Source organism: Polaromonas jejuensis NBRC 106434 (assembly GCF_001598235.1).
Classification (GTDB): Bacteria; Pseudomonadota; Gammaproteobacteria; order Burkholderiales; family Burkholderiaceae_C; genus Polaromonas; species Polaromonas jejuensis.
In genome coordinates this window covers 1-25,920 of the sequence record NZ_BCYO01000023.1, presented here as the reverse complement: position 1 = coordinate 25,920, position 25,920 = coordinate 1, and the positions used below count along the sequence as shown (strand labels likewise).

The window sequence follows — 25,920 nt, the reverse complement described above, 5'->3', positions numbered from 1 at the left end:
ATGTACCGCGACAGCCTTGCCACGCCCGTGCGTTTCTCGGCCGGCACCGCCGCGCCGCGCACCGCGCTGCCGGCCGGCGCCTGTGACTGCCATGTGCATGTCTACGACAGCCGCTTTCCGGCCGCGCCGGGCGCCCGGCTGCTACCGCCGGACGCCTCGGCGCAGGACTACCTCGCGCTGCAGCGGCGCATCGGCACCGCACGCACCGTGCTGGTCACGCCCTCCACCTACGGCACCGACAACCGCTGCATGCTGGAAGGGCTTGCCGCGCTGGGCCCGCAGGCGCGCGGCGTGGCGGTGATCGACGGCAGCGAGAGCGACGCCGCACTGCTGCGCCTGCACGACACTGGCGTGCGCGGCGTGCGGCTGAACCTGTCGCTGGGCGTGTCGGGCACGGCGGACGCGCTCATGCCGTTGGCCCGCCGCATCGCGCCGCTGGGCTGGCACCTGCAACTGCTGATGGCGCCGGACCTGCTGGTGGCACAAGGCGATGTGCTGCGGCAGCTGCCCGTGCCGCTGGTGTTCGACCACTTCGGCCGCATTCCGCCCGCGCAGGTTGGGCGGCACGCCGCGCATGCGCTGCTGCTCGACCTGCTGCAGCGCGGTCAGGCGTGGATCAAGCTGTCCGGCGGCTACATCGTGAGCGAACGCCACTCGGTGGAAGACCCGGCGCTCGACGCGTTGGCCGCGAGCTACCTGCGCTGCGCGCCCGGGCGCGTGCTCTGGGGCAGCGACTGGCCTCACGCCACCGCTTCCGCCGGCGTGCAGCCCATGCCGGACGACGCCCGCCAGGTCGACCGCCTCGCCGACTGGACGGCAGAGGCCGGCGGCACCGCCACGCTGCAGCGCGTGCTGGTGGACAACCCGCAGGCGCTGTACGGCTTCACACCGATTTCCCCGACCCATTAACGACACAGCGAGACAAGTCCCATGACTGCATCGACGACCACCCCTTCATCCTCCGGCCTTGCGCGCCGCAGCCTTTTCGCCGTGGCGGGCGCCGCGCTGCTCGGCCCGCTGCTGGCCGCTCCCGCATTGGCGCAGGGCGACTGGCCCGCCGGCCGGGTCATCACCTGGGTGGTGCCGTACCCGCCGGGCGGCAGCACCGACGTGCTGGGCCGCAACATTGCATCGCGGCTGGGCGCGGCGCTCGCCACCAACGTGATCGTGGACAACAGGGCGGGCGCTACCGGCACCATAGGCGCGGCCTTCGTCGCCAAGGCGGCGCCGGATGGCTATACGCTGCTGGGCACGTCCATCGGCCCGCAGGCGATTGCGCCGCACCTCATGGGCAAGCTGCCGTACGACCACATCGCCGCATTCGAGCCGGTGGTCACCCTCGGCACCATTCCCCACATCCTGGTGGTGGGCGCGAACCAGCCGTTCAAGACGGTGGCCGACCTGCTCGCCGCCGCCAAGGCGCAGCCCGGCAAGCTGGCGTTCGCGTCGGGCGGCAACGGCACCATCCTGCAGATGCAGGGCGAGCTGCTGCAGCAGCAGACGGGCGCGCGCTTCATCCACGTGCCCTACAAGGGCGACACCCCGGCGCTGCAGGACACGCTGGCCGAACAGGTGCAGTTCATGTTTGCGCCCGCCGCCGCCGCGCTGCCGCATGTGCAGTCCGGCAAGCTGCGCGCGCTGGCCGTCACCTCCGCCCAGCGCCTCAAAGCCCTGCCTGCGGTGCCCACCATGGGCGAGGTCGGCATGAAGGACTTTGTCGTCGAGCAGTGGCAGGCCGCGTTCGCGCCCGCCAGGACGCCCGCCGCCGTCGTGCAGCGCCTGAACCAGGAAATCAACAAGGCGCTCAAGGACCCGGCCGTGGTGGCGCTGGCCGACAAGCTGGGCGTGACGCTCGTCGGCGGCACGCCCCGGCAGCTGGGCGACCTGCAGAAGGCCGACTCCGCCAAGTGGGCCAAGGTCATCAAGGACGGAAACATCAAGGCCGAGTGAGGCCGCATCCGCTCCCATTCCATCCCTTTCTTTTTCTCAACCGGACAGAACCACCATGAGCCAACTACCCGAAATCATCCGTGACGTCGAGCGCGTGAGCGCCGAGGTCGTGAGCAAAGCCGCGACCTTCCAGGCCGCCATCCTGGCCGACGTGGCCGGCCGCCGTGGCACCATGCACGGCCGCGTGGCGCCCGTGCACCAGGACATGAAGGTGGCAGGGCCCGCCTTCACCGTCGAAGTGCGCCCCGGCGACAACCTGATGATCCACGCCGCCATCGCCCTGGCCCAGCCGGGCGACGTGCTGGTGATCGACGGCAAGGGCGACCAGACCGCCGCGCTGATGGGCACGCTGATGCTCAGTGCCTGCAAGAAGCGCGGCCTGGCTGGCGTGATCGTGGACGCCGCCATCCGCGACAAGCTGGAACTGCTGGAGCTGGGCTTTCCCGTGTTCAGCGCCGGCTTCAACCCCGCAGGCCCGACCAAGTACGTGCCCGGCCGCATCAACCACCCCATCTCCGCCGGCGGCGCCGTGGTGAACCCGGGCGACCTGGTGGTGGGCGATGCCGACGGCGTGGTCGTCATCGAACGCGCCAAGGCGCCGGCCATGATGGCCCTGGCCGACAGGAAGGTGGCCGACGAGGCCGCGCGCATCGAGGCCATCGCGCGCGGCGACACGGCATCGAAGTGGCTGCCCGCCGCGCTGCGCGCCGCCGGTGTGCTGAAGGAAGGAGAGACGCTGTGAGCGCCTCCATCATCGTCACGGGCGCCGACCTGGCGCAGCAGGCGCTGGACCTGCTCAAGGATTTCGAGATCGTCTACGCCGGCAAGACGCCCACCGAGGACGACTTGGTGGCCCTCTGCCAGCAGCACGACCCCGTGGCCATCATCGTGCGCTACGGCAAGGTGGGCGCGGCGGTGATGGACGCCGCCCCGTCGCTCAAGGTGATCTCCAAGCACGGCAGCGGCACGGACACCATCGACAAGGTGGCCGCCCAGGCGCGCGGCATCGAGGTCGTGGCCGCCGTGGGTGCCAATGCGGCGGCGGTGGCCGAGCAGGCGCTGGCGCTGCTGCTGGCCTGCGCCAAGTCGGTGGTGGCGCTCGATGCGCGCATGCACGCCGGCCACTGGGACAAGGCCACGCACAAGAGCCTGGAACTGGGCGGCCGCACCGTGGGCGTCGTGGGCCTGGGCGCCATCGGCCTGCGCTTCGCCCGGATGGCCGATGCGCTGGGCCTGCGCGTGATCGGCTTCGATCCGTTCGCCAGGAACCTGCCGGCCTATGTGCAAAGCGTGGACTTGGCGACGATCTGGCGCGAGTCCGATGCTGTTTCTTTGCACTGCCCGCTGACCGAAGAGAACCGCGGCATGCTGAACGCCGCCACGCTGGCCCAGTGCAAGCGCGGCGTGATCGTGGTGAACACCGCGCGCGGCGGACTCATCGACGAAGCGGCGCTGCTGGCCGCCGTGCGATCCGGCCAGGTGATGGCGGCGGGGCTGGACAGCTTTGCCGTGGAGCCCATGACGGCCGGCCACCCGTTCCAGGGCGAGAAGCACTTCATCCTGAGCCCGCACATCGGCGGCGTGACCAGCGACGCCTACGTGAACATGGGCGTGGGCGCGGCCAGGAACCTGCTGGAGGTGCTGGCCCGCGTTCCAGCGGCTGCTGCTGCATAACGGAAGGGCAGGGCACGCCAGCGTTGCGTGCCCTCCGCACCGGTGCCTGGGTGCAGAACCAGGGTGCCGGCCATGACGAGGCCGCAGTCCGTGCGGCCCACGACAGGAGACAGACAATGCACAAAGATTTGAAGAAAAAATCGGCTGTAGCGCTTATCAGTAAAGCGCTGGCAGCTATCAGTTTGGTAGTGACAGGTGCGGCGGGCGTGCTGCCCGCCCAGGCGCAGGGCACTTGGCCCGACAAGCCCATCAAGCTCGTCGTGCCGTACCCGGCCGGCGGCAATGCCGACAACACGGCCCGCCTGCTGGCTACGCAGCTGTCCAGCCGCCTGGGCCAGCAGGTGGTGGTGGACAACCGGCCCGGCGGCAGCGGCACCATAGGCGCGGCGGCCGTGGCCAAGGCGCCGGCCGATGGCTACACGCTGCTGCTCGATGCGACGGCCTTCACCGTCAACCCCAGCCTGTTCGCCAAGCTGCCGTTCAATGCCGCCAAGGACTTCGCGCCCATCTCGCTCGTGATGCAGGTGCCGCTGCTGCTGGTGGTGCCCGCGGCGTCGCCTTTTCAGTCGGTGGCCGACCTGGCGAAGGCCGCGCGCGCCAGGCCCGGGCACCTGACCTATGCCTCGGCCGGCAACGGCGGCGCGCAGCATCTGGCGGGCGAGCTGTTCAAGCAGGGGCAAAAGATCTCGCTCACACACATCCCCTACCGTGGCGGCGCGCCGGCGCTCACCGACCTGATCGGCGGGCAGGTGGACATCATGTTCAGCGCCACTACGGCCAGCGGTCCCTTCGTCAAGGGCGGAAAGCTGCGCGCGCTGGCCATCACCTCGGCGAAACGCACCGAGGGCTGGGAACAGGTGCCCACCGTGGCCGAAGCGGGCGTGCCGGGCTTTCAGGTCAATGAGTGGAACGGCCTGTTCGCCCCCGCCGGCACGCCGCGCCCGGTGCTGGAGCGGCTGGAGTCCGAGACCCGCGCCATCGTCGCCAGCCCCGAGATGAAGAAACGCTTTGCCGAACTGGGCGTGCAGGGCGTGGGCTCCAGCGCGCAGGAGTTCGAGGCCTTCGTCAAGGCCGAAACCGCCAAGTGGGCGGGCGTGATCCGCACCAGCGGCATCCGCCTGGATTGAAGGAGACACAGCATATGTTCAAGCAAAAATGGCCTGTAGCCCTTGTCCATCAAGCGCTGGCAGCTACGCTATTCATAGCATCCACCAGGGACCTGGACCTGCGGGCCGACTGACCGGCGCCGCCGCCCACCCCGCATTCGTTTTTCATCGATTGAACCCAGGAGATTTCATGTTCCGCTTCCTCCAACCCCTGATCGCCGCGTGCGCCCTGGCTGCCGGCGTGGCGCACGCCGCGTTCCCCGAGCGGCCCATCACCATCGTCGTGCCCTATGCGCCGGGCGGTGCCGCCGACGCGGTGGCGCGCGTGCTGGCCACGCGCCTGGGCGCCAGGCTGGGCACCAGCGTGATCGTGGACAACAAGGCGGGCGCCAGCGGCACCATCGGCGCGAGCTACGTGGCCAAGGCCCCGGCCGACGGCTACACCATGCTGTACGACGCCACGCCGTATTCCATCAACCCGCACCTGTTCCCCAAGATGCCGTATGCCAGCACAGCGCTGCAGCCGCTGTCGCTGGTGCTGCTGGCACCCAACGTGCTCATCGTGAAGGCCGATTCACCTCTCAAGAATGTGAACGACCTGATCGCCAGGGCCAAGGCGGCGCCGGGCAAGCTCAACTTCGCCTCGGGCGGCAGCGGCACGGTGCAGCGCCTGGCGGCCGAGCTGTTCCGGCAACAGCTCCACCTGGACATGGTGCACGTGCCCTACAAGAGCGGCGGCCCGGCCATCACCGACGTGATGGCAGGGCAGGTGGACTTCATGTTCGGCACCGTGGCCGCCACCTATCCCCATGTGTCGGGCGGCAAGCTGCGCGCGCTGGCCGTGTCGGCGCCCGAGCGCTCCAGGCGCCTGCCCGATGTGCCCACGGTGGCCGAGACGGTGATCCCCGGCTACGAGGCCTACGAGTGGAACGGCGTCTTCCTGCCCGCCGGTACGCCCGAGCCCATCGCGGCCCAACTGCGCCAGGCGGTGCAGGACGTGATGAAGGAGGACGAGGTGAAGCAGCGCCTGGCCGACATGGGCGCCCAGCCCGTGGGTTCCACGCCGGCCGAGTTCGCCACGTTCCTCAAGAAGGAAGACGCCAAGTGGGGCGAGGTGGTGCGCAAGGGCCACATCAAGCTGGACTGAGTACCCATGGCCTTGCCTCCGCTTTCCGCACCCGTGCCGCATTCCGTGGGCGTGAACCGGCCATCGCGCGTTTTGCCTGCACTGGCGTGCGACAGCCACATGCACATCTTCGATCCGCGCTTCGCGCCGTCGCCGCACTGGCAGCGCACGCCGCCCGATGCGCCCGTGGCCGCCTACCGGCAGCTGCAGCAGCGCCTGGGCACCGCGCGCACGGTGGTGGTGACGCCGTCCACCTACGGCACCGACAACGCCTGCACGCTGGATGCGCTCAACCAGTTCGGCGACAGCGCGCGCGGCGTGGCCGTCGTGGCGCAGGATGTGGCCGATGCCGAGCTGGACCGCCTGGCCGCGCACCGTGTGCGGGGGCTGCGGGTGAACTTCGTCTCGCCGCAGTCCTGGGGCGAGACCACGCCGGAGATGCTGACCACGCTGGTGCGCAAGGTCGCTCGCCATCGTGCATGTGGGGGCTGGCACATCCAGGTCTTCGCCCACCCCGGGCAGATCGTCGCGCTGGCGCCCGTGCTGCAGGCCCTGCCCGTGCCGCTGGTGATCGACCACCTGGGCCGCATCGACCCGGCCGAAGGGCCATCCGCCGCCGCGTATGGCGTGCTGCGCCGGCTGCTCGACGGCGGCAACACCTGGGTCAAACTGTCGGGCGCGTACATGCGTTCGGCGATGCACGGCCCCACCTATGCCGACATGCTGCCCCTGGGCCGCGCACTGGTGCGGGCCGCGCCCGAGCGGCTGGTGTGGGGCAGCGACTGGCCTCACACCACCGAGGCGCCGGGCACGGTGAACGATGCCGATCTGGTGGACCTGCTGCGGGCCTGGGCCGGCGCGGATGCGGCGATGGACCGCATCCTGGTGGACAACCCCGCGGACCTGTACGACTTTTGAGAAAGGAGCTCCCCATGATGTTTTTGCTGCAAGCCCCCCAGGTCCGCGAACTGGAGCCGTTCACGTCCATGCCCGAGTCCTTCCGCCGCCGTGCGCGCAGCGACTGGGCCGATGCCAACCGGGGCGGGGCGGTCACCGATTCGTTCCTCGAAGGCCCGGTGTTCGACGACGCCGGCAACCTCTATGTGACCGACATTCCCTGGGGCCGCATCTTCCGCATCGACCCGCAGGGCGCGTGGACGCTGGTGGCCGAATACGACGGCGAGCCCAACGGCATGAAGTTCCAGGATGCCGGTACGCTGCTCATCACCGACTACAAGAACGGCCTGGTGCGCCTCGACGTGGCCACGGGCCGTGTCACCCCGTACCTGGAGCGCCGCAACAGCGAGCGCTTCAAGGGCGTGAACGACCTCGTGTTCGACCGCGCGGGCAACCTCTATTTCACCGACCAGGGGCAGAGCGGCCTGCACGACCCGAGCGGGCGCCTGTACCGCCTGCGACCCAACGGCCAGCTCGACCTGCTGCTGGCCAACGTGCCCAGCCCCAACGGCGTGGCGCTGTCGCCCGACGAGCGCGTGCTGTACCTGGCCGTCACGCGCGGCAACTGCGTGTGGCGCGTGCCGCTGCTGCCCGATGGCAGCGTGGCCAAGGTGGGGCAGTTCTTCACGTCCTACGGCCCGAGCGGCCCCGACGGCCTGGCCGTGGATGCCGAGGGCCGTGTGCTGGTCGCCAACCCGGGCCTGGGCTGTGTCTGGGTGCTCAACGGCCGCGCCGAGCCCGTGGAGGTCCTGCGCGGCGCGCCCGGCAGCTCCACCACCAACCTGGCCTTCGGCGGCGCGGATGGCCGCACGCTGTACGTGACCGACTCCACGCACGGGCGCATCCTGCGCGCCACGCTGGGCGTGCCGGGGCTGGCTCTGCATGGGAAGCCATAGCCAGAGGCTCATTCTCCTTATAAATCCGTGCGCAGCTTCCAGATTTCCGGGAACAGAACCACGTCGAGCATCTTGCGCAGATAGCTCACGCCGCTCGTGCCGCCGGTGCCGGGCTTGAAGCCGATGATGCGCTCGACCGTGGTGACATGGCGAAAGCGCCAGAGGCGAAAGGCGTCTTCGAGGTCGGTGAGTTCTTCGCCGAGTTGGTAGAGGTCCCAGTGCTGTTTCGGGTCCCGGTAGACGACCAGCCAGGCCTGTTCGACTGCTGCGTTTTCGGCGTAGGGCTGGGTCCAGTCGCGTTCGGTGTGGCTGGCCGGCACGGCCAGGCCGCGGCGCGCCAGCAGGCGCAGGGCTTCGTCGTAGAGCGAAGGGGCTTCATAGGCGGCCTGCACCTGCGCCAGCAAGTCGGGCCGGTGCGCGTGCGGCTGGAGCATGGCGGCGTTCTTGTTGCCCAGGGCGAATTCGATACAGCGGTACTGGTAGCTCTGGAAGCCGCTCGACGCCCCGAGGTAGGGGCGCATCGCGCTGTACTCGGGCGGCGTCATGGTGGCCAGCACGTCCCAGGCGTGGACCAGCTGCTCCATGATGCGGCTCACGCGTGCCAGCATCTTGAACGCGCTGCCCAGTTCGTCGGCCGCGACGCAGCGGATCGCCGCGCGCAGCTCGTGCAGCATGAGCTTCATCCAGAGTTCGCTGGTCTGGTGCTGGACGATGAACAGCATCTCGTCGTGCGCGGGCGAGAGTGGTTTTTGCGCGTTCAGAATCGCGTCGAGCTGCAGGTAGTCGCCATAGCTCATGGACTGGCTGAAGTCCAACTGGGCTTTTTCGTCGTGGACGATGCCTTCAGGCGTGGCTCGGGGGCTGGGGGATTTGGGGGCGTGGGGGCACATGATCAGGTCACCGCCTGTTTCTGGTTGAATTCGGCTCTTTGCCACTCACCGGTGTCAAGCACTTGCTTCAGATGCTCGACGGCGTTCCATACGTCTTCAAAGCCGATGTAGAGCGGTGTGAAACCGAAGCGCAGGATGTCGAGGTGCTTCCCGTTGTCGCCGGCGCGGAAGTCGCCAATCACGCCGCGCGCGATCAGCGCCTGCACGATGGCGTAGGCGCCGGAGTCACCGCCGCCGGGCCGCCCCAAGGCGGTGACAGCCCCCTCGGGGGGCAGCGACCCGCGCAGCGGCGGAGCGTGGGGGCCATATTCGCGTGTCAAGCAGACCTGCGAACCGCGCTGCGCATGCGCGCGCGGCGTCGCCAGGCCCAGGCCATGGCCCGCGCAGCGTTCTTCCACGAGCCGGATGAACAGGTCCGTGAGCGCGAGCGACTTGGTGCGCAGCGCCTGCATGCCGCCCAGCGGTGTGGCCGCGTCGAACACGGCGAGCCCGCACTGCAGCGCGGAAAGGCTGATGATGGGCTGCGTGCCGCACAGGTAGCGGCGTATGCCGGGGGCGGGGCGGTACTCGGGCGTGAATTCGAAGGGGGCGGCATGGCCGAACCAGCCGGCCAGCGGCTGCCAGAAACGGTCGGTGTGGCGCGGGTGCACCCAGACGAAGGCCGGGGCGCCGGGGCCGCCGTTGAGGTACTTGTAGCCGCAGCCGATCGAGAAATCTGCATTGGCGGCGTTCAAGTGGACAGGCACGGCGCCCGCGCTGTGGCACAGGTCCCAGATGGTCAAAATGCCGCGCGCATGGGCTGCGGCGGTGATCGCGGCCATGTCGTGCATGGCGCCGGTTCGGTAGTTGACATGGGTGAGCATGAGCACGGCCACGTCATCCTGCAGCGCGGCGGCGATTTCCTCAGGTTCCAGCAGCACCAGTTCCAGACCCCGCTCCCGGCACAGCGCCTCAGCGATGTACAGGTCGGTGGGGAAGTTGCTGCGCTCGCTGAGCACGCGCTTGCGCTGCGGGGCATCTTCGCGCGCGATGTTGAGCGCGGCGCTGAGCACCTTGTAGAGGTTGATCGAGGTGGTGTCGGTGCACACCACTTCATCGGGGCCGGCGCCTATCCAGGGCGCGAGCTGGTTGCCCAGGCGCTGCGGCAGGTCCACCCAGCCGGCCGAGTTCCAGGCGCGGATCAGGTCTTGCGACCATTCGCGCTGCACCACGTCGGCGACGCGCGCGGCCACAGCCTTGGGCGCCACGCCGAGCGAGTTGCCGTCGAGGTAAATCACGCCTTCGGGCAGGGTGAAATGATCGCGCAGGGGGCGCAGCGGGTCTTGCGCGTCGAGCGCGCGGCAGTCTTGCAAAGTGGTCATGGTGGTGGGCAGAGGAAAAAAGCTATAGATCGCGCAGCACGGCCCGCACGGGCGATGCATCGGCGGCGGTGAGTTTCAGGGGCAGGGCGATCAGTTCGTAGTCGCCTTCGGGCACGTCGTCGAGCACCAGGTTTTCGAGCACGCGCAGGTCCAGGCGGCGAATGACCTGGTGGCTGTCCAGCGTTTTGCTGTCGGCCGGGTCTATGCTAGCGGTGTCTATGCCCACCAGCCGCACGCCCAGCGCGGCCAGGCGTTCGATGGTGCCGGGTGCGTAGGCACTCAGCGCGCCGTCCCACTGGTCAACGGGCGCTTGTGCATAGGTGCGCACCAGCACGCGCGGAGGCAGGTGGGCCGTCGCATGGGCGATATGGCGCCATTCAATGAGCGGGCCGCAGCCAATCGCATGGATCACGCGGCAGGGGCCTATAAAGGGCTCCAGCGCCACCGCGCCTATGGCTGCGCCTTGCGCGTCGTAGTGCAGCGGCGCGTCGGCATGGGCGCCCACATGCGGCGACAGGGTGATGCTGCTCACGTTCACCGGACAGCCCGGCGCGATGGTGGCGCACCACTGCTGCTGGTAGGGTGTGTCGCCGGGGAAGACCGGCGTGCCGGGATGGACGGCAGGCGAAATGTCCCGGATTTTCCGGGGCGTCTCGGCCATGTGGCGAGGAACGCTGGTAGTCATGCTGCAAAGGTAGCACCGCTGAAAATGCCGTGGTGTCGGTTATTTCCAACAAATCTGAAAATAGTTGAAACCTAAAGTACTTGCGGGCAAGCCTGGCGCAGAGGCTGGGAGCAAGCGATGCCTGTGCTGCTCGGGCAGAATCTACAGGGTGGGCAGTGATAGTCTGCTTCACATACTCATCTACCTACCTACAGAGACAAAGGCATCAAACATGAATTCGAACGACAAGGTTGCACTGGTTACCGGCGCGGGCACCGGCATTGGCAGAGCCACCGCGCTGGCGCTGTTGCAGGCCGGTTATCGCGTCGTGCTGGTCGGGCGCCGCATCGAGCCGCTCAATGACGTGGCGCAGGAGTCCGGCACCGGCCGCGCGCTGCCGGTGGCCACCGATGTGAGCAGCCCTGAATCCGTCAACGCCCTGTTTGCCAGGGTCAAGGCCGAGTTCGGGCGCCTGGATGTGCTGTTCAACAACGCCGGCGTGAGCGGACTGGGTGTCCCTTTCGAAGAGGTCGCGTTTGAGCAATGGCAAAACGTGGTCAACATCAACCTGACGGGCTCCTTCCTCTGCGCACAAGGCGCTTTCAGGCTGATGAAAGAGCAGGTGCCGCAGGGCGGCCGCATCATCAACAACGGATCGATCTCTGCCCACGCGCCGCGCCCCAATTCGGCGGCCTACACGTCCACCAAGCACGCCATCACGGGGCTGACCAAATCCATCTCGCTGGACGGCCGCAAGTACAACATCGCCTGCGGTCAAATTGACGTTGGCAACGCCCTGACGGAGCTGTCGGCACGCATGACCAAGGGCGTGCCCCAGGCCAACGGCGAGATCGCTGTCGAGCCCATGATGGACGCGAAGGAAGTGGCCGATGCGGTGGTGCACATGGCGGCCTTGCCGCTGTCCACCAACGTGCAGTTCATGACCATCATGGCGACGAAGATGCCGTTCGTAGGGCGCGGCTGAGGGGGCGGGCCGGCACCCGTGCGGTTCTTCGTTTCATCCCACGCGATCGGGCTTGGCTGGCGCGGGGAGAACGCCCCGGCGGCGACGCCGGGTTCTAGGCCTTGGCCGGCACCGCACCGGCCGTCCGTGGCATGACCGTGGCCAGCACGTAGTAAGCAAGCCCCGCAATCGCCACCCCAAAGAACCAGCCATAAATGCCCCACCACGCCGGCAGCAGGCTGGTGAAGTTGGGCAGGATGCTGGAAAACAGCGCGCCAATGACGGTGGCGATGAGGGCGTTGGTGTTCCAGCCGCCCTGGTAGCGGTATTCGCCGTCCTCGTGGTAGAGCGCTTCGACGTTGACCTGGCCTTTGGCGATCAGGTAGTAGTCCACCAGTATGATGCCCAGGAGCGGCCCCATGGTCGCGCCGATGGCGCCGACAAAGCTTGCCGCGTTGCCTTCCCAGGGCGCAAAGGGGTAGAGCACCAGCGCAATGCCGGCGGCGATATAGCCACCGGTCTTGAAGCTGATCTTGTGCGGGAACACGTTGGCAAAGTCAAAGGCGGGCGAGACGAAGTTGGCCACCACATTGATGCCCAGCGTCGCCACCGCAAAGGTCAGCGCGGCCAGCAGCGCCAGGAACCAGCTGTCGAACTTGGCGGAGATCTGCTCAGGGTGCAGCAGCACTTCGCCGTATACCTTGAAGGCGGCAATGGTGGTGACGCCTGCCACCAGCGAGAACAGGAGCAGGTTGATCGGCAGGCCCCAGAGGTTACCTTTTTTGACGGTGGCCTTGTCTTTGGCGTAGCGCGAAAAGTCGCAAAAATTCAGGTACAGCGCCGCGAAGTAGGTGATCCACGTTGCGCCTGCGGCCATGAGGGCCCAGAACGTGCCGGGCTCGCCCGGCACGCCGGCATCCTTGGTCTTGGCCAGCAGCACATCCTGCGGAATGCCGTGGTCAAACGAAAATCCGCCGGCCTTCACGCACAGGCCCACGGCGAGCACCAGCATGGCCACCCACACGGCCGGGCCGGCCCAATCCTGGAACTTGCGCACGGTTTCCATGCCGTTCTGGATGATGAGCAACTGCAGGATCCAGACGACCACGAAGCAGATCACGTCAAGGCCGGAATGGCCCAGCAGGTGCGCCGATTTGTGAAACGCCATGATGGCGTCGGAGCGCGTAAGCAGCGCCACGATGGCGCCCGAGGCTGCGGCCGTCTGTGCGCCGTACCAGAAGCAGGCCACCACGGCCCGCACCAGCGCGGGCAGGTTGGCGCCCCAGACGCCGAAGGATGCGCGCGCCAGCACGGGGTAGGGCACGCCGGTTTTCACGCCCGCATAGCCGACCAGGTTCATCAGGAAAAAAATCACCAGCGAGCTCAGCCCGATGGCGAGGAGGAAATTGGTGAAACTGCCGCACAGCAGGAACAGGCTGGCCGCCAGGTAATAGCCCCAGAGGCTGTGCACGTCTGAGGTCCAGACATTGAAGATGCTGAAGGTGCCCCAGTTCCGCTTTTTCGCCGGCGCGAGGTCTTCGTTGTACAGACCGATCGATGGGTCACGAATGTCCATGGTGATCTCCAATGCGTAGGGTGGGTGCCCGGGGCCAAGGCTCAAATCAGGATTGACCAAGAGCGCCGGTCAATTTTGTATACAGAACTGTACTCGGTAGGAGCAACTTCGATTCGCGGGTTTACCCGCGATGGTTTTGCGCGCAGTTGCGGCATGTTCCGTGCCATTTGCCCAAGGCGTGCATGTCCCTGCCGCCTGGCGGGGGGAACGGCCTTGGCGTGTTGGAGCGTGCGTCCGGATTAACGCGGAGGGGCTGTCGCGGTGTGCGGTTCTTGGCCGAGCCGGCCAGGCAACCGGTATTCCATGAGTGCCTTCTGCGCATGCATCCTGTTTTAGCTGCGGCCGCTGCGCATAACTTTGCTGCGCAAAGTTAGCCTGCGCTGAAACAGAGTCTCGGCCGCGCAGCCCATGCTGGATGCTGCAGAAGCGGGCCGCTTCGCCGGTTTAATAGGCCGCGCTGGGGCCTGCAGGCGGCACGGCGCTGGACGACTTGAAGTCCGACGCCATGCGCCGGACGGCGTTGGCATAGACCAGAACGTCCACCCCTGTGGCCACAAAGGTGCAGCCCAGGGCCAGGTAGCGCCGCGCCAGCGCCGGGTCCGAGGTGAGTGTGCCTGCGGCCTTGCCGGAGGCGATGATGGTTTTCATGGCCTGCTCGATCGCGGCCTGCACCTCCGGATGGCCGGGCTTGCCACGGTATCCCATGGAAGCGGCCAGGTCAGCCGGGCCGATGAAAACACCGTCCACGCCGTCCACGGCGCAGATGGCTTCCAGGTTGTTCAATGCGGTCACGGTTTCGGCCTGCACCAGCAGGCAGACCTCGCCGTCGGCCTTGTCCAGGTAGTCTGCACGTGCGCTCCAGCGCGATGCGCGGCCCACGGCGCTGCCGACGCCGCGAATGCCCAGGGGCGGGTAGCGTGTGGCGCTGACAAGGGCACGGGCTTGCTCGGCGGTGTCGACCATGGGCACCAGCAGGTTCTGTGCGCCAATGTCGAGCAGTTGCTTGATCAGCGGCACGTCGCCGGCCACAGCCCGCACCACGGGTTGCGAGGGGTAGGGGGCGACGGCCTGAAGCGCAGCGAGCGTGCTGCGCAAATCGTTGGGCGCATGCTCGCCGTCGATCAGCAGCCAGTCGAAGCCGGCGGTGGCGCTGACCTCGGCCAGATACGGATCGGCCATGGACAGCCACAGGCCGATTTGGGGCTGGTGGCCGGTGAGGGCGGTTTTGAATGGATTATTGGCAGGCATGGCGGAAGTGTTGGGTCCAGGGAAAATGGCGTGGCGGGCCGGCTCAGCCCGTCACGAGATGATGGGCGGGCAAGGTGCCGGTGGCCAGGTAGTCCACGATGTTGCGGGCAGTGATGTTCGCCACTTGCAGTGCCGCGTTGCGGGTGACGCCTGCGACATGCGGCGTGAGCAGCACATTGGGCAGTGCCAGCAGCGGGTGGCCAGCGGGCAGGGGCTCGGTGTCGAACGTGTCCAGCCCGGCGCCCTCCAGATGGCCGGATCGCAAGGCCTGCAACAGCGCCGCTTCGTCCACGACGGGGCCGCGCGCCGTATTGATGAGCAGGCTGCCGCGCCGCATGAGTGACAGTTCGCGCTGGCCGATCAGGCCGTGTGTGCGTTCGGTCAGCGGGCAGTGCAGGCTCAGGATGTCGATCTGCGCCAGAAAGCGGTCCAGGTCGGGTTCCGTGGCATGGTTGTCAGCCTGCCCATGGGGGCGCAGTACCAGCACCCGGGCGCCCAGCGCGGCGGCGAGCCGCGCCGTACTGCGGCCTATGCTGCCGTAGCCCACGATGCCGACCACGGCGCCGCGGAAATCACGCCCTTGCCAGGTGCTGTCGGCCCAGCGGCCGCCGCGCACCATGCCATCGAGCAAGGGCAACTGCCGTGTGAGTGCGAGCATGAGCGCCAGCGCGTGCTCGGCCACGGCATCGGCATTGGCGGCGGGCGCCACGGCGACGGCGACGCCGCGCTGGCGAGCGGCAGCCAGGTCCACGCTGTCCACGCCCGCCCCATTCTTGGCGATGATCTTCAACGCTGGGGCGGCGGCCAGAACGCGCGCCGAAATGGGTTTGGAGCCCCGCAGCACCACGGCCTGCGCGCCTGTGGCTGCCAACTGCGCTGCCAGCACGTCTTCGGTAACGGGATCGGGCAGGAAGGTGATCTGCCCACCCGCGCCGCGCACGATGTCCTGCGCAGAGGGGGCCCAGTGGGGCGCGGTGACGAGAACCTGGAAGGTGGCGTTCATGCGGTCAGTCGATGCGGATGCCGCTGGCGAGAATGACCTTGCCATAGCGGTTCCATTCGTCTTGGGTAAAGCGGGCCAGATCTTGCGGTGAGCCGGGCTGGGTCCGGACGCCCAGGTTGCTGAACTTCTCCAGAACGTCGGGCTGCTTGAGCACGCTCACCAGCGATGTGCTGAGGCGGGCAATCACCTCTTTGCTGGTCTTGGCAGGCGCGTACAGCGCATACCAGGCATTGACTTCAAACCCGGGGTAGCCTGCCTCCGAAAAGGTGGGGACGCCCGGCAGCTCGGGCAGGCGGGAGGATGCTGCGACGGCCAGGGCGCGGACCTTGCCGCCCTTGATCAGTGGCGCGGCGCTGCTCAAGGTATCCAGGATCATGTCGAGCCGGCCGCCCATCAGGTCCATCGTGTGGGCACTGCCGCCCTTGTAGGGCACGTGGCTGATCTGGATATGCGCGTTTTGCTTGAACAGCTCGGCCGCCAGGTGCAGCGGGGAGCCGTTGCCTGCGGAACCATAGTTCAGCGCGTTCGGCTGACGTCGTGCGGCTTCGACCAGCGAGCGCAGGTCGGTGTACGGCGAGTCCTTGGCGACGATCAGCACCATGGGCACCATGCCGATGATTCCCACGGGGGTGAAGTCGGCGATGGCGTCATAGCCTGGCTTGGCATAGAGGTGAGGACTGACCGCGTGGCTCGCCAGTGAGCCCAGCACCAGCGTGTAGCCGTCGGGCGCAGCCTTGGCCGCCGCCGCGGTACCGATGGTGGTGCCGGCACCGGGGCGGTTGTCGATGATGACCGGCTGCTTGAGGTTCTCGCCCATCTTCAGCCCCACCAGACGTGCCACGGCGTCGTTGGCGCCTCCGGCAGGGTAGGGCACCAGCATGGTGATGGGCTTGTGGGGGTAGTCGCTTTGGGCATGTGCCGCGGGACTCAGCCCGCAGCTTGCCACAACGGCAAGCAGCAGCATGCGGCGGGCGGCCCGCATGGTAGGAAGGAAGGTTGGCATGGTCGTTGTCTCCTGTATTTGCTTTGTTTAAGGGCACTTCAGGCCGATCGCCTGGGCCAGCCCTCCGGCCCACTTGCCTGCGGCCGCTCAGTCGAGCAGCCCCTGGCAGAGATACTTGGTGTGCAGGTAATCGTCCAGGCCGTGCGTGGAGCCTTCGCGGCCGTAGCCGGACTCCTTCACGCCGCCGAAGGGCGCGGCCTCGGCGGCCAGCGCGCCTTCATTGATGCCGACGATGCCGGTCTCCAGCGCCTCGGCCACGCGCCAGATGCGGCGCACGTCGTTGCTGTAGAAGTAGGCGGCCAGGCCGAACGGGGTGTCGTTGGCGGCCGCGATGACTTCGGCTTCGTCCGTGAAGCGCGTGAGCGGCGCCACGGGGCCGAAGGTTTCCTCGCCGGCACAGGCCATGGTGGCGTCGGCGTTCAAGAGCACGGTGGGGGCGTAGTAGGTCGGGCCCAGGTCGGGGAGGCGCCGGCCGCCCGTGAGCACGGTGGCACCCTTGGCCAGCGCGTCCTGCACGTGGCGCTCGATTTTTTCCACGGCGCGCGCGTTGATCATGGGGCCGATCTGCGAGGCCGGGTCGCTGGCCGGCCCTACCTTCAGCGCCGCCACGCGCGCGGCGAGCTTTTCCGTGAACGCGTCATGCACCTGGCTGTGCACGAACACGCGGTTGGGGCACACGCAGGTCTGGCCGCCGTTTCGGAACTTGGCGGCCATGAGGCCGTCCACGGCAGCGTCCACGTCAGCGTCCTCGAACACGATGAAGGGCGCATTGCCGCCCAGTTCGAGCGAGAGCTTTTTCAGCGTGCCGGCGCTGCGGCGCGCCAGGTGCTTGCCCACGGGCGTGGAGCCCGTGAAGGTGATCTTGCGCACACGCGCGTCGTCCAGCCACACATCAACCACCTCGGGCGTCTTCTCGCGCGAGGCGGTGACGATGTTGAGCACGCCCGGCGGCACGCCGGCCTCGTGCGCCAGCAGCACCAGGGCCAGCGAGGTGAGAGGCGTGTCTTCGGCCGGCTTGCAGACCACGGTGCAGCCGGCGGCCAGCGCCGGAGCGATCTTGCGCGCGATCATCGCGGCGGGAAAGTTCCAGGGTGTGATGGCAGCGACCACGCCCACGGGCTCCTTGAGCGCGAACATGCGCCGGCCCGGCACGGGCGCGGGAATGAGCTCGCCGTTCATGCGCGTGGCCTCTTCGGCGAACCATTCGATGTAGCTCGCGGCATAGGTCACCTCGCCCTTGCCCTCGGCCAGGGGCTTGCCCTGTTCGCGCGAGATCAGCTTGCCCAGGTCGTCCTGGTGGGCCAGCACCAGGTCGTTCCAGCGCTTGAGGATGGCCGCGCGCTGCTTGGCCGGCACCTTGCGCCAAGCGGGGAAGGCGGCGTGCGCGGCATCCAGTGCGGCCAGCGCCTCGGCTGCGCCCGAATCCGGCACCTGGGTGATCGCATCGCCGGTGGCCGGGTCGGTCACGGCCAGCATGGCGCCGTCGGCAGGCTGCCACTGGCCGGCGATGAAGTTGGCGCTGCGCTGCAGTTCGGGGCGGGTGAGGGTCAGGGGCATGGAATTTGAATGAAATTGGGCTCTAGCCCATATTTAATGAGCGTTAGCAGCTATTATTTTGATAGCTAATCTTAGCTGACGATGCCCAGGTGCCAGGGCACGAATTCATGGTCGCCCAGGCCCAGCGCTTCGCTCTTGGTGGGGTCGCCTGAAGCATGGCGCAGGATCTGTTCGAAAATCCGCTGGCCCATCTGCGGCACGTCCAGCTCGCCATCGAGGATGGCGCCGCAGTTGATGTCCATGTCTTCCTCAAGGCGTTTGAACATCGGCGTATTGCTGGCCAGCTTGATGGTCGGCGCGGGTTTGGAGCCAAACATCGAGCCACGGCCTGTGGTGAAGCAGATCAGGTTGGCGCCGCTGGCGATCTGGCCGGTAGAGGCCACGGGGTCGTAACCCGGCGAATCCATGAACACGAAGCCGTTGCGGTCAATCGGCTCGGCGTATTCGTACACCGCCTGCAGCGGCGTGGTGCCGCCCTTCATGGCGGAGCCCAGCGATTTTTCGAAGATGTTGGCCAAGCCTCCGGCCTGGTTGCCGTGCCCGACCACGCCGTTGAACTGGGCGTTCTGGCCTGCCGTGTATTTTTCCCACCAGGCCAGCCGGTCCAGCAGTTTCTGGCCCACTTCGGGGGTGACAGCCCGGCGCGTCAGCATGTATTCCACGCCGTGGATCTCGGGCGTCTCCGACAGGATGGCCGTGCCGCCGTGGCGCACCAGAATGTCCATGGCCGCGCCGAGTGCCGGATTGGCCGTGATGCCCGAAAAGCCGTCCGAGCCGCCGCACTCCAGGCCAATCTTCAAGTGGCTGGCCGGCACAGGCTGGCGCCGGGCCATGTTCGCTTCGGGCAGCATGTCGTAGATGGCGGCGATACCGGCTTCAATCGTGGCACGGGTGCCACCGACCTCCTGCATCACCATGGTGCGCATGAGCTTGCTGGTCTCCAGACCTTGCGACTCCACCAGCGATGACACCTGGTTGCGCTCGCAGCCCAGGCCGACGATCAGCACGCCTGCCAGGTTGGGGTGGCGCGCGTAGCCGGCCAGCGTGCGGCGCAGCACATCAAAGTGCTCGCTGGGCGACGACATGCCGCAGCCGCTGGTTTGCGCGAAGGCGGCCACGCCGTCCACATGGGGGAAGGCGGCCAGCCGCTCGGGCGTGAAGTGGGCCGCAATGTTCTTGATGACGGTGGCCGAGCAGTTGACCGACGACAGGATGCCGATGAAGTTGCGGGTGCCCACGCGGCCATCGGGGCGCAAATAGCCCATGAAGGTGGCGCGTTCGGCTTCCCGCACATAGTCCACCGGCCGCACGTCCTGGCCGAAAGCCGGGTCACGCTCAAAATCCACCAGCTTCATGTTGTGCGCGTGCACGTAGTCGCCCGGCTCGATGGCGCGCGCGGCCATGCCAATCACCGTGTCGTACTTCAGGATGCGCTCACCCTCGGCAATGGCGCGTGCCGCGATCTTGTGGCCGGCCGGCACCTGTGCGCGGGCGCGGGCGCCGATCTCGGGCAGCTCCTGGCCCAGCGACAGCGCGGTTTTGGCCACCAGCACGTTGTCGTTGGCGTGCAGGCGTATGAGTGGACTGAGGGTGCTAGGGGTCATGGTGTGGGCCGGGCAGATCGCGCGCGATCAGCTTTTCATCAGTTCCTTGAGCTTGAGCTTGTCGATCAGGACGGTCTCTTTCTGGTAGATGCCGGCGACATATTTCTCATAGTCGGGGCCATCGAGGTAGAGCACCGGCGCATCGATCTTGTCGGCCACCTGCTTGAACTCGGGGCTGGCCACGGCCGTGCGGAAGGCATCGCGCAGCTTTTTGGCGATGGCCGGGTCCAAGCCTTTCGGGGCGCCAATGCCGTTGGGCGCATCGACCACGACGCTGTAGCCCAGCTCCTTGAGCGTGGGCGCATCCTTGAACCGGGCCGCACGGCGTTCGCCCCATGTCGCCAGCAGCTTGAGCTTGCCGGCTTCGACGTGCGGTGCCCATGAGCTGGAATCGGCCAGCAGGTCCACATGGCCGCCCAGCACGGCTTGCAGCGCCTCGGCGCCGCCCTTGTAGGGGACGTTGTTGAACCGGATGCCTGCGGCCAACGCGAACTCTTCCATGCCCACGTGCGTGGCGCCGCCTATGCCCGCATGGGCGTAGGTCAGCTTGCCGGGGTTGGCCTTGGCAAAGGCCACGACTTCCTGCAGCGACTTGAAACGCGACTCGGCCGGGGCGGCAATGCCGAAGGTCTGGCCCGAAGTGCGCGCCAGGTAGGTCAAGTCCTTCAGGGGGTCCAGCTGCAGGGTGCCGAGTTGCGAAAAGCGCGTGACGGAGATGGGGATCTGGCCAATGGTGTAGCCATCGGGTTTGGCAGAGGCCATGGCCTTGGTGCCAATCATGCCGGAGGCGCCGACCTTGTTTTCAACCACGATCGACTGGCCCAACGTGCGCGCGGCCACCTGGCACAGGGCGCGCATCGACTGGTCGGCAGTGCCGCCGGCAGGCCAGGGGCAGATGAAGGTGATGGGCCGCTCGGGATAGCCCTGGGCAAAGGCGCGCAGGGGGCTCGTCAGGGCGGCCGCGGCGGCACCGGCGGTGGCGATGAGCAGGCTGCGGCGCTTGCCGCTGGCTGGAAAACTGGACGTGGGCATTTTGTCTCCGCTGGATGAATGGCGTGTCTGGATGGCTTGTGCGCCGATTGTTGCCAGCTTCTTCATAACAATCCATTCGAATAATGGAATCGCTTCATAGCTTTTCAGTTAAGTTTGGTTAACATGGCCCATGGCTCAGATTGACCGCGTCTTGCGCTCCAACATCAAATTACGTCACCTGCAACTGATGGTTGCGCTGGACCAGTTCCGGCATCTGGGCCGAACGGCCGAGTTCCTGTCTGTCAGCCAGCCCGCCGTGTCAAAAATGCTGACCGAGGTCGAAAACATGTTCGACCTGGTCCTGTTCGACCGCTCTACCCGCGGCACCGAGCCCACGACCAGTGGCCAAGCCATTGTCCGCTTTGCCCGTTCGGTGCTGGCCGAGTATGAGCGCACACGCGACGAGATTGCGGCAGTGGCCAGCGGTGCGGCGGGGCGTACGCGCGTGGGTTCCATGGTGGTGGCCATGCCGGTGCTGCTGGCGGGCGCGGTCAAATTGCTCAAGCAGCGTTCGGCGCAGGCGACGGTGCTGGTCGAGGAGGGGGATCTCACGCATCTGCTGCCCAAACTGCGCCTGGGTGAGCTGGATCTGTTTGTTGGCCGGCTGGAGCCCGGCTATGCCGCCCCCGACCTGGTGACCGAAGCATTGTTCAACGAACCCATGGTGGCCGTGGTCAAGCGCGGCCATGCACTCACGCGCAAGAAAAAGCCCGGCTGGAGCGATCTGGCCAGCATGCCCTGCGTGTTGCCCCCGCCCTGGGCTTCGCTGCGCGTGAAGATCGAGCAGACTTTCTATCGCCATGGCCTGAATCCGCCGGCCGACATCGTCGAAACCTCGTCCTTCCTGGCGCTCACTACGTTTGTCAAAGAGCGCGACGCCGCCGGCTTTCTGGCGCGCTCGGTCGGCCTGCATTTTCAGAAAGAGGGCTTGCTGGCGGTTTTACCGATCGAGGTGCCCATCGAACTGCCGCCCATCGGGCTCATCACCCTGCGGGGGCGGCGACTGACACCTAGCAGCGAGCAACTGATGGACTGTTTGCGCCTGAGCGCCCAATCGAGTCAGCGGCTTGGCAAGATCATGGCTTGAGCTTCATTCAAGCCGACCCAGCAAAAGGAACTCCATGAGTGCCTTTTGCAGATAAATGCGGTTTTAGCTGCGGCCGCTGCGCTTAACTTTGCTGCGCAAAGTTAGCCTGCGCTGAAACAGAATGCCTGTCAGTCTTGGCTTTCAGCCAAGCCTGCCCAACAAAAGGTACTCCATGAGTGCCTTTTGCACATGCATTCTGTTTTCCGCTTCGTCCCAGACCACGGATTGCGGGCCGTCGATCACCTCGGCTTCGACTTCCTCGCCGCGGTGCGCCGGCAGGCAGTGCATGAAGAGGGCGTCGGGCTTGGCGGCGCGCATCATTTCGGCGTCGACACACCAGTCGGCAAAGGCTTTTTTGCGCGCCTCGTTTTCGGCTTCGTAGCCCATGCTGGTCCACACATCGGTGGTGACCAGGTCGGCGCCGGCGCAGGCCTGCATGGGGTCCTTGAACACCGCATAGCTGTCGGCGGAGCGAATGCCGGCGATGGACTGGTCCACCTCGTAGCCGCCCGGTGTGCTGACATGCACCTTGAAGCCGAGGATTTCGCTGGCCTGCAGCCAGGTGTTGGCCATGTTGTTGCCGTCGCCCACCCAGGCCACCGTCTTGCCCTTGATGGAGCCGCGGTGCTCGATGTAGGTGAAGATATCCGCCAGGATCTGGCAGGGATGGAATTCGTTGGTCAGGCCGTTGATGACCGGCACGCGCGAGTGCTCGGCAAAGCGGGCTATCTTGGTCTGCTCGAAGGTGCGGATCATCACCAGATCGACCATGCGGCTGATGACCTTGGCGCTGTCTTCGATCGGCTCGGCGCGGCCCAACTGGCTGTCGCCCGTGGTGAGGTGCACCACGCTGCCGCCGAGCTGGTACATGCCGGCCTCGAAACTCACGCGGGTACGGGTCGAGGCTTTCTCGAAAATCATGGCCAGCGTGCGGTCGGTCAGCGGCTGGTGCTTTTCGTAGGCCTTGAATTTTTTCTTGATGATGGCGGCGCGTTCGAACAGATAGGCGTAGTCGTCCGCATTCAGGTCGCTGAACTGCAGGTAATGCCTGATGGGTTTCGGTGGGGTGCTCATGCCTTTTCTCCTTCCTGCAGGAACTGCCTGATCAGCGGGCACAAAATGGCCACGGCTTCATCGGCTTCTGCCGTGGTCATGATGAGCGAAGGCACCATGCGGATCACGCTGTCGGCCGTGACGCTCAGCAGCAGGCCGTTGTCGGCGGCGCGTTTGACCAGTTCGCCGCAGGGCCGGGTCAATTCGATCCCCAGCATGAGGCCGCGGCCGCGAACCTCCTTGAAGCCCGCCACGCTGCTCAGTTCGCGCACCAGTGCGGCCCGCAGATGGTCGCCCACCTTGACGGCATTGGCCAGCAGGCCTTCTTCTTCCATGATGCGAATGGTTTCCACGCCAGCCCGCATGGCCAGCGGATTGCCGCCAAAGGTCGAGCCGTGGTTGCCGGGGCCAAAGATGCGGGCGGCCTTGGGGCCGGCCACCACCGCGCCAATCGGCACGCCCGAACCCAGGCCTTTGGCCAGGGGCATGACGTCTGGCTTGATGCCGGCCCACTGGTGGGCAAACCATTTGCCGGTGCGGCCCATGCCGCATTGCACCTCGTCGATCATGAGCAGCCAGTCGCGCTCGTCGCAGAGCTGGCGTACCTGTTGCAGGTACTCGTCCTTCATGTTGTGGATGCCGCCTTCGCCCTGAACGGCTTCCAAAAACACGGCAACGACATTCGGGTTGGCGGCAGTGGCGGCCTTCAGGGCGTCCAGGTTGTTGATGGGCACGCGGATAAAGCCCTCGACCAGCGGGCCGAAGCCGGCCTGCACCTTGGGATTGCCGGTGGCGCTGAGCGTGGCAATGCTGCGGCCGTGAAAGGCTTTTTCGTAGACCACGATCTCGGGTTTTTCGATGCCTTTGTCGTGGCCGAACTTGCGCGCCAGTTTGAGGGCCGCCTCGTTGGCTTCCAGCCCGGTCGAGCAGAAAAACACGTTTTCCAGGCCGGACAGTTCCACCAGCTTGGCCGCCAGCGTTTCCTGCAGTGGCACATGGTAGTAGTTGGAGGTGTGGATGAGCTTGCCTATCTGCTCCTGCAGGGCCGGCACCAGCTTGGGGTGGTTGTGGCCCACGGTGTTGACGGCAATGCCGCCCAGGGCATCCAGATAGGATTTGCCGTTGACGTCCCAGACGCGGCAACCCTGACCGTGCGACAGCGCTATCGGCAGACGGCCGTAGGTGTTCATCACGTGAGGGGAGGCGGCTTCGATGTGGCTGGGAAGGGCAGCGGTCATGGTGAAAACTCCAGGGCAGTAGCGAAAAAAACAAAAAGACCGTGGTAAACAGCGGGCCTGAAGTGATTTTAGGCGCAGACTACGCGGCCTTTGGTGACGTTCCTGCATCACAGCAATGACTGGCCTTGGCCCTTGAAAGCCAGGGGAAAGGTTGGTTCTGAGTCTTATATAAGATAGAATACTTGTGCGCTGCAGCACGGAGCCTTATCCTGGCCCCTGGCAGCCAAAAATCCTCCCCCCGATGGTCTCCAATTCCGCCAAAGAAGTCTTTATTCAGGGCATCACCCGCGATGGCAAAACCTTCCGGCCCAGCGACTGGGCCGACAGGTTGTGCGGGGTGATGAGCCAGTTTCGTCCCGGTGGGCCGCAACCCGGCAGCCACCTGACCTACTCGCCCTGGTGTGTCCCCACGGTCATCAATGGGGTCAAGTGCGTGGTCGTCAATGCGCACTTGCGCGATGCCGAGCCCATGGCCTGGGATTTCGCGATCAACTTCGCCAGGGACAACGACCTGCAGATGGCCGAGGCTTGTCTGCTGCCGGATAATCCATAAAGCTAAGGGCTTTTTTGAGTATCCGGCATCCGGGGCGGTTTTGTTCTGCGGCGTAGGGTGTGAATGCCCAGCAGTCCGGCGCCCCGTTCATGGGAAGCATCACTCAATCGCCTTGCCCATGTCCTCGACGACCTTCTTGGCGTCGCCAAAGACCATCATGGTCTTGTCCATGTAGAACAGCTCGTTGTCCAGCCCGGCATAGCCGGCCGCCATGGAGCGCTTGTTGACGATGATGGTCTTGGCCTTGTAGGCCTCCAGGATAGGCATGCCGTAAATCGGGCTGCCCTTGGTGAGCGCGGCCGGGTTGACCACGTCGTTGGCCCCCAGGATGATGGCGACATCGGCCTGGCCGAACTCGGCATTGATGTCTTCCATCTCGAACACCTGGTCGTAGGGCACCTCGGCCTCGGCCAGCAGCACGTTCATATGGCCCGGCATGCGGCCGGCCACCGGGTGAATCGCGTACTTGACGTTGACGCCCTTGTGGAGGAGTTTTTCGGCCAGTTCATTGACCGCATGCTGGGCGCGCGCCACCGCCAGGCCATAGCCCGGCACGATGATCACGGTCTCGGCATTGCCCAGGATGTAGGCCGCATCATCGGCCGAGCCCGACTTGACCGGGCGCTGCTCTTTAGCGCCGACCGCCGCCGTTGCGGCCTCGCCGCCGAAGCCGCCCAGGATCACGTTGAAGAAGGAGCGGTTCATCGCCTTGCACATGATGTAGGACAGGATGGCACCCGAGGAGCCCACCAGCGAGCCGGCGATGATCAGCATGCTGTTGTTCAGGCTGAAACCGATGCCTGCGGCCGCCCAGCCGGAGTAGCTGTTGAGCATGGACACCACCACCGGCATGTCGGCGCCACCGATCGGGATGATGATGAGCACGCCCATCACGAAGGCCAGCGCCAGCATCGCGAAGAACGCGGGCCAGTTGCCGGTGAACATGAAGACCCCGCCCAGGGCGATGGTCAGCAGGCCCAGGACCAGGTTCAGCTTGTGCTGGCCGGCAAACTGCACCGGCGCGCCCTGGAACAGGCGGAACTTGTAGGTGCCCGACAGCTTGCCGAAGGCGATCACCGAGCCGCTGAAGGTGATGGCGCCAATGGCCGCGCCCAGGAACAGCTCGAGCCGGTTGCCGGTGGGGATGGGGCTGCCCTTGGCCGCAATGCCAAAGGCGTAGGGTTCGGCGACGGCCGCCACGGCGATGAACACCGCGGCCAGGCCTATCATGCTGTGGAAGAAGGCGACCAGCTCGGGCATCTTGGTCATTTCGACCGTCTTGGCGCGCCAGGCGCCGTAGCCCCCGCCGACCACCAGGCCCAGCAGCACCCAGCCCAGCCCCAAGGCCTTGCCGCCTGCGATTTCGACGATCAGTGCC

24 protein-coding genes are annotated in these 25,920 nt (G+C 66.5%); 11 read left to right on the top strand and 13 right to left on the bottom strand.

Features of this window, described 5'->3' with window-relative positions:
• The 8 genes from PJE01S_RS19445 to PJE01S_RS19410 all read left to right on the top strand — a co-directional run bounded on the left by PJE01S_RS19445 (window position 1) and on the right by PJE01S_RS19410 (window position 7,709).
• Complete coding sequence (locus tag PJE01S_RS19445; protein ID WP_068835310.1) at window positions 1-909, top strand: amidohydrolase family protein; 909 nt, start codon at window positions 1-3, stop codon at window positions 907-909.
• A gap of 21 nt (window positions 910-930) precedes the next feature.
• Entirely contained in the window at window positions 931-1,950 is a 1,020-nt protein-coding gene (locus tag PJE01S_RS19440) for a Bug family tripartite tricarboxylate transporter substrate binding protein (RefSeq protein ID WP_068835309.1), read from the top strand.
• A gap of 55 nt (window positions 1,951-2,005) precedes the next feature.
• Window positions 2,006-2,692, top strand: coding sequence for an RraA family protein (locus tag PJE01S_RS19435; RefSeq protein ID WP_068835308.1), 687 nt, complete (start codon window positions 2,006-2,008; stop codon window positions 2,690-2,692).
• Entirely contained in the window at window positions 2,689-3,624 is a 936-nt protein-coding gene (locus tag PJE01S_RS19430) for an NAD(P)-dependent oxidoreductase (RefSeq protein WP_068835307.1), read from the top strand. The genes PJE01S_RS19435 and PJE01S_RS19430 overlap by 4 nt, the downstream gene beginning before the upstream one ends.
• 116 nt (window positions 3,625-3,740) lie before the next feature.
• A complete protein-coding gene (locus PJE01S_RS19425) occupies window positions 3,741-4,751 on the top strand; it encodes a tripartite tricarboxylate transporter substrate binding protein (protein ID WP_068835306.1) in 1,011 nt (336 codons plus the stop codon).
• A 169-nt stretch (window positions 4,752-4,920) separates the two neighbouring features.
• Complete coding sequence (locus PJE01S_RS19420) at window positions 4,921-5,877, top strand: tripartite tricarboxylate transporter substrate binding protein (protein WP_068835305.1); 957 nt, start codon at window positions 4,921-4,923, stop codon at window positions 5,875-5,877.
• Between the two features lie 6 nt (window positions 5,878-5,883).
• On the top strand, window positions 5,884-6,774 hold the full coding sequence (locus PJE01S_RS19415) for an amidohydrolase family protein (RefSeq protein ID WP_068835304.1): 891 nt from the start codon (window positions 5,884-5,886) through the stop codon (window positions 6,772-6,774).
• Window positions 6,775-6,791: 17 nt separating this feature from the next.
• Window positions 6,792-7,709: an SMP-30/gluconolactonase/LRE family protein gene (locus PJE01S_RS19410; RefSeq protein WP_068835342.1), complete on the top strand. Its 918-nt coding sequence runs from the start codon at window positions 6,792-6,794 to the stop codon at window positions 7,707-7,709.
• Between the two features lie 17 nt (window positions 7,710-7,726).
• On the opposite strand, the gene kynA is transcribed toward PJE01S_RS19410, so the two are convergent.
• From kynA to kynB, 3 genes are read right to left on the bottom strand one after another with little or no spacing between them, the layout of a single operon-like run.
• Window positions 7,727-8,599, bottom strand: coding sequence for a tryptophan 2,3-dioxygenase (gene kynA, locus PJE01S_RS19405; protein WP_068835303.1), 873 nt, complete (start codon window positions 8,597-8,599; stop codon window positions 7,727-7,729).
• A gap of 2 nt (window positions 8,600-8,601) precedes the next feature.
• Window positions 8,602-9,960: a kynureninase gene (gene kynU / locus PJE01S_RS19400; RefSeq protein ID WP_068835302.1), complete on the bottom strand. Its 1,359-nt coding sequence runs from the start codon at window positions 9,958-9,960 to the stop codon at window positions 8,602-8,604.
• A gap of 22 nt (window positions 9,961-9,982) precedes the next feature.
• The gene (gene kynB / locus PJE01S_RS19395) at window positions 9,983-10,645 is read right to left on the bottom strand and encodes an arylformamidase (protein WP_281178628.1); all 663 of its coding nucleotides are present in this window, start codon (window positions 10,643-10,645) and stop codon (window positions 9,983-9,985) included.
• Window positions 10,646-10,856: 211 nt separating this feature from the next.
• Here kynB and PJE01S_RS19390 point away from each other — a divergent pair, with 211 nt between their 5' ends.
• Complete coding sequence (locus tag PJE01S_RS19390) at window positions 10,857-11,609, top strand: SDR family oxidoreductase (RefSeq protein ID WP_068835300.1); 753 nt, start codon at window positions 10,857-10,859, stop codon at window positions 11,607-11,609.
• A 94-nt stretch (window positions 11,610-11,703) separates the two neighbouring features.
• On the opposite strand, the gene PJE01S_RS19385 is transcribed toward PJE01S_RS19390, so the two are convergent.
• From PJE01S_RS19385 to PJE01S_RS19355, 7 genes are all read right to left on the bottom strand, one after another.
• Window positions 11,704-13,164, bottom strand: coding sequence for an NCS1 family nucleobase:cation symporter-1 (locus PJE01S_RS19385; RefSeq protein WP_068835341.1), 1,461 nt, complete (start codon window positions 13,162-13,164; stop codon window positions 11,704-11,706).
• Window positions 13,165-13,608: 444 nt separating this feature from the next.
• Window positions 13,609-14,412, bottom strand: coding sequence for a 4-hydroxy-2-oxoheptanedioate aldolase (gene hpaI / locus PJE01S_RS19380; RefSeq protein ID WP_068835299.1), 804 nt, complete (start codon window positions 14,410-14,412; stop codon window positions 13,609-13,611).
• A gap of 43 nt (window positions 14,413-14,455) precedes the next feature.
• On the bottom strand, window positions 14,456-15,415 hold the full coding sequence (locus tag PJE01S_RS19375) for an NAD(P)-dependent oxidoreductase (protein ID WP_068835298.1): 960 nt from the start codon (window positions 15,413-15,415) through the stop codon (window positions 14,456-14,458).
• Between the two features lie 4 nt (window positions 15,416-15,419).
• Window positions 15,420-16,418: a Bug family tripartite tricarboxylate transporter substrate binding protein gene (locus PJE01S_RS19370; RefSeq protein ID WP_068835297.1), complete on the bottom strand. Its 999-nt coding sequence runs from the start codon at window positions 16,416-16,418 to the stop codon at window positions 15,420-15,422.
• An 87-nt stretch (window positions 16,419-16,505) separates the two neighbouring features.
• Entirely contained in the window at window positions 16,506-17,975 is a 1,470-nt protein-coding gene (locus PJE01S_RS19365; RefSeq protein WP_068835296.1) for an NAD-dependent succinate-semialdehyde dehydrogenase, read from the bottom strand.
• Window positions 17,976-18,046: 71 nt separating this feature from the next.
• Window positions 18,047-19,579 (bottom strand): UxaA family hydrolase, encoded by a 1,533-nt coding sequence (locus PJE01S_RS19360; RefSeq protein WP_068835295.1) that lies wholly within the window; start codon window positions 19,577-19,579, stop codon window positions 18,047-18,049.
• 27 nt (window positions 19,580-19,606) lie between these two features.
• A complete protein-coding gene (locus tag PJE01S_RS19355; protein WP_068835340.1) occupies window positions 19,607-20,611 on the bottom strand; it encodes a tripartite tricarboxylate transporter substrate binding protein in 1,005 nt (334 codons plus the stop codon).
• Window positions 20,612-20,741: 130 nt separating this feature from the next.
• On the opposite strand from PJE01S_RS19355, the gene PJE01S_RS19350 reads away from it, so the two are divergent.
• Window positions 20,742-21,698 carry a LysR substrate-binding domain-containing protein gene (locus tag PJE01S_RS19350; RefSeq protein ID WP_068835294.1) on the top strand — a complete coding sequence of 319 codons (957 nt, stop codon included), beginning with the start codon at window positions 20,742-20,744 and terminating at the stop codon, window positions 21,696-21,698.
• A 141-nt stretch (window positions 21,699-21,839) separates the two neighbouring features.
• Here the strand turns inward: PJE01S_RS19350 and argF are convergent, their stop codons facing one another.
• Complete coding sequence (gene argF, locus PJE01S_RS19345; RefSeq protein ID WP_068835293.1) at window positions 21,840-22,772, bottom strand: ornithine carbamoyltransferase; 933 nt, start codon at window positions 22,770-22,772, stop codon at window positions 21,840-21,842.
• On the bottom strand, window positions 22,769-23,989 hold the full coding sequence (locus tag PJE01S_RS19340) for an aspartate aminotransferase family protein (protein ID WP_068835292.1): 1,221 nt from the start codon (window positions 23,987-23,989) through the stop codon (window positions 22,769-22,771). Before PJE01S_RS19340 ends, argF begins: the two co-directional genes overlap by 4 nt.
• A 241-nt stretch (window positions 23,990-24,230) precedes the next feature.
• Here PJE01S_RS19340 and PJE01S_RS19335 point away from each other — a divergent pair, with 241 nt between their 5' ends.
• Window positions 24,231-24,542: a DUF3579 domain-containing protein gene (locus PJE01S_RS19335; protein ID WP_068835291.1), complete on the top strand. Its 312-nt coding sequence runs from the start codon at window positions 24,231-24,233 to the stop codon at window positions 24,540-24,542.
• 99 nt (window positions 24,543-24,641) lie between these two features.
• Here the strand turns inward: PJE01S_RS19335 and PJE01S_RS19330 are convergent.
• Window positions 24,642-25,920 (bottom strand): NAD(P)(+) transhydrogenase (Re/Si-specific) subunit beta (locus PJE01S_RS19330; protein ID WP_068835290.1); only part of this gene is annotated, 1,279 nt, incomplete at its 5' end.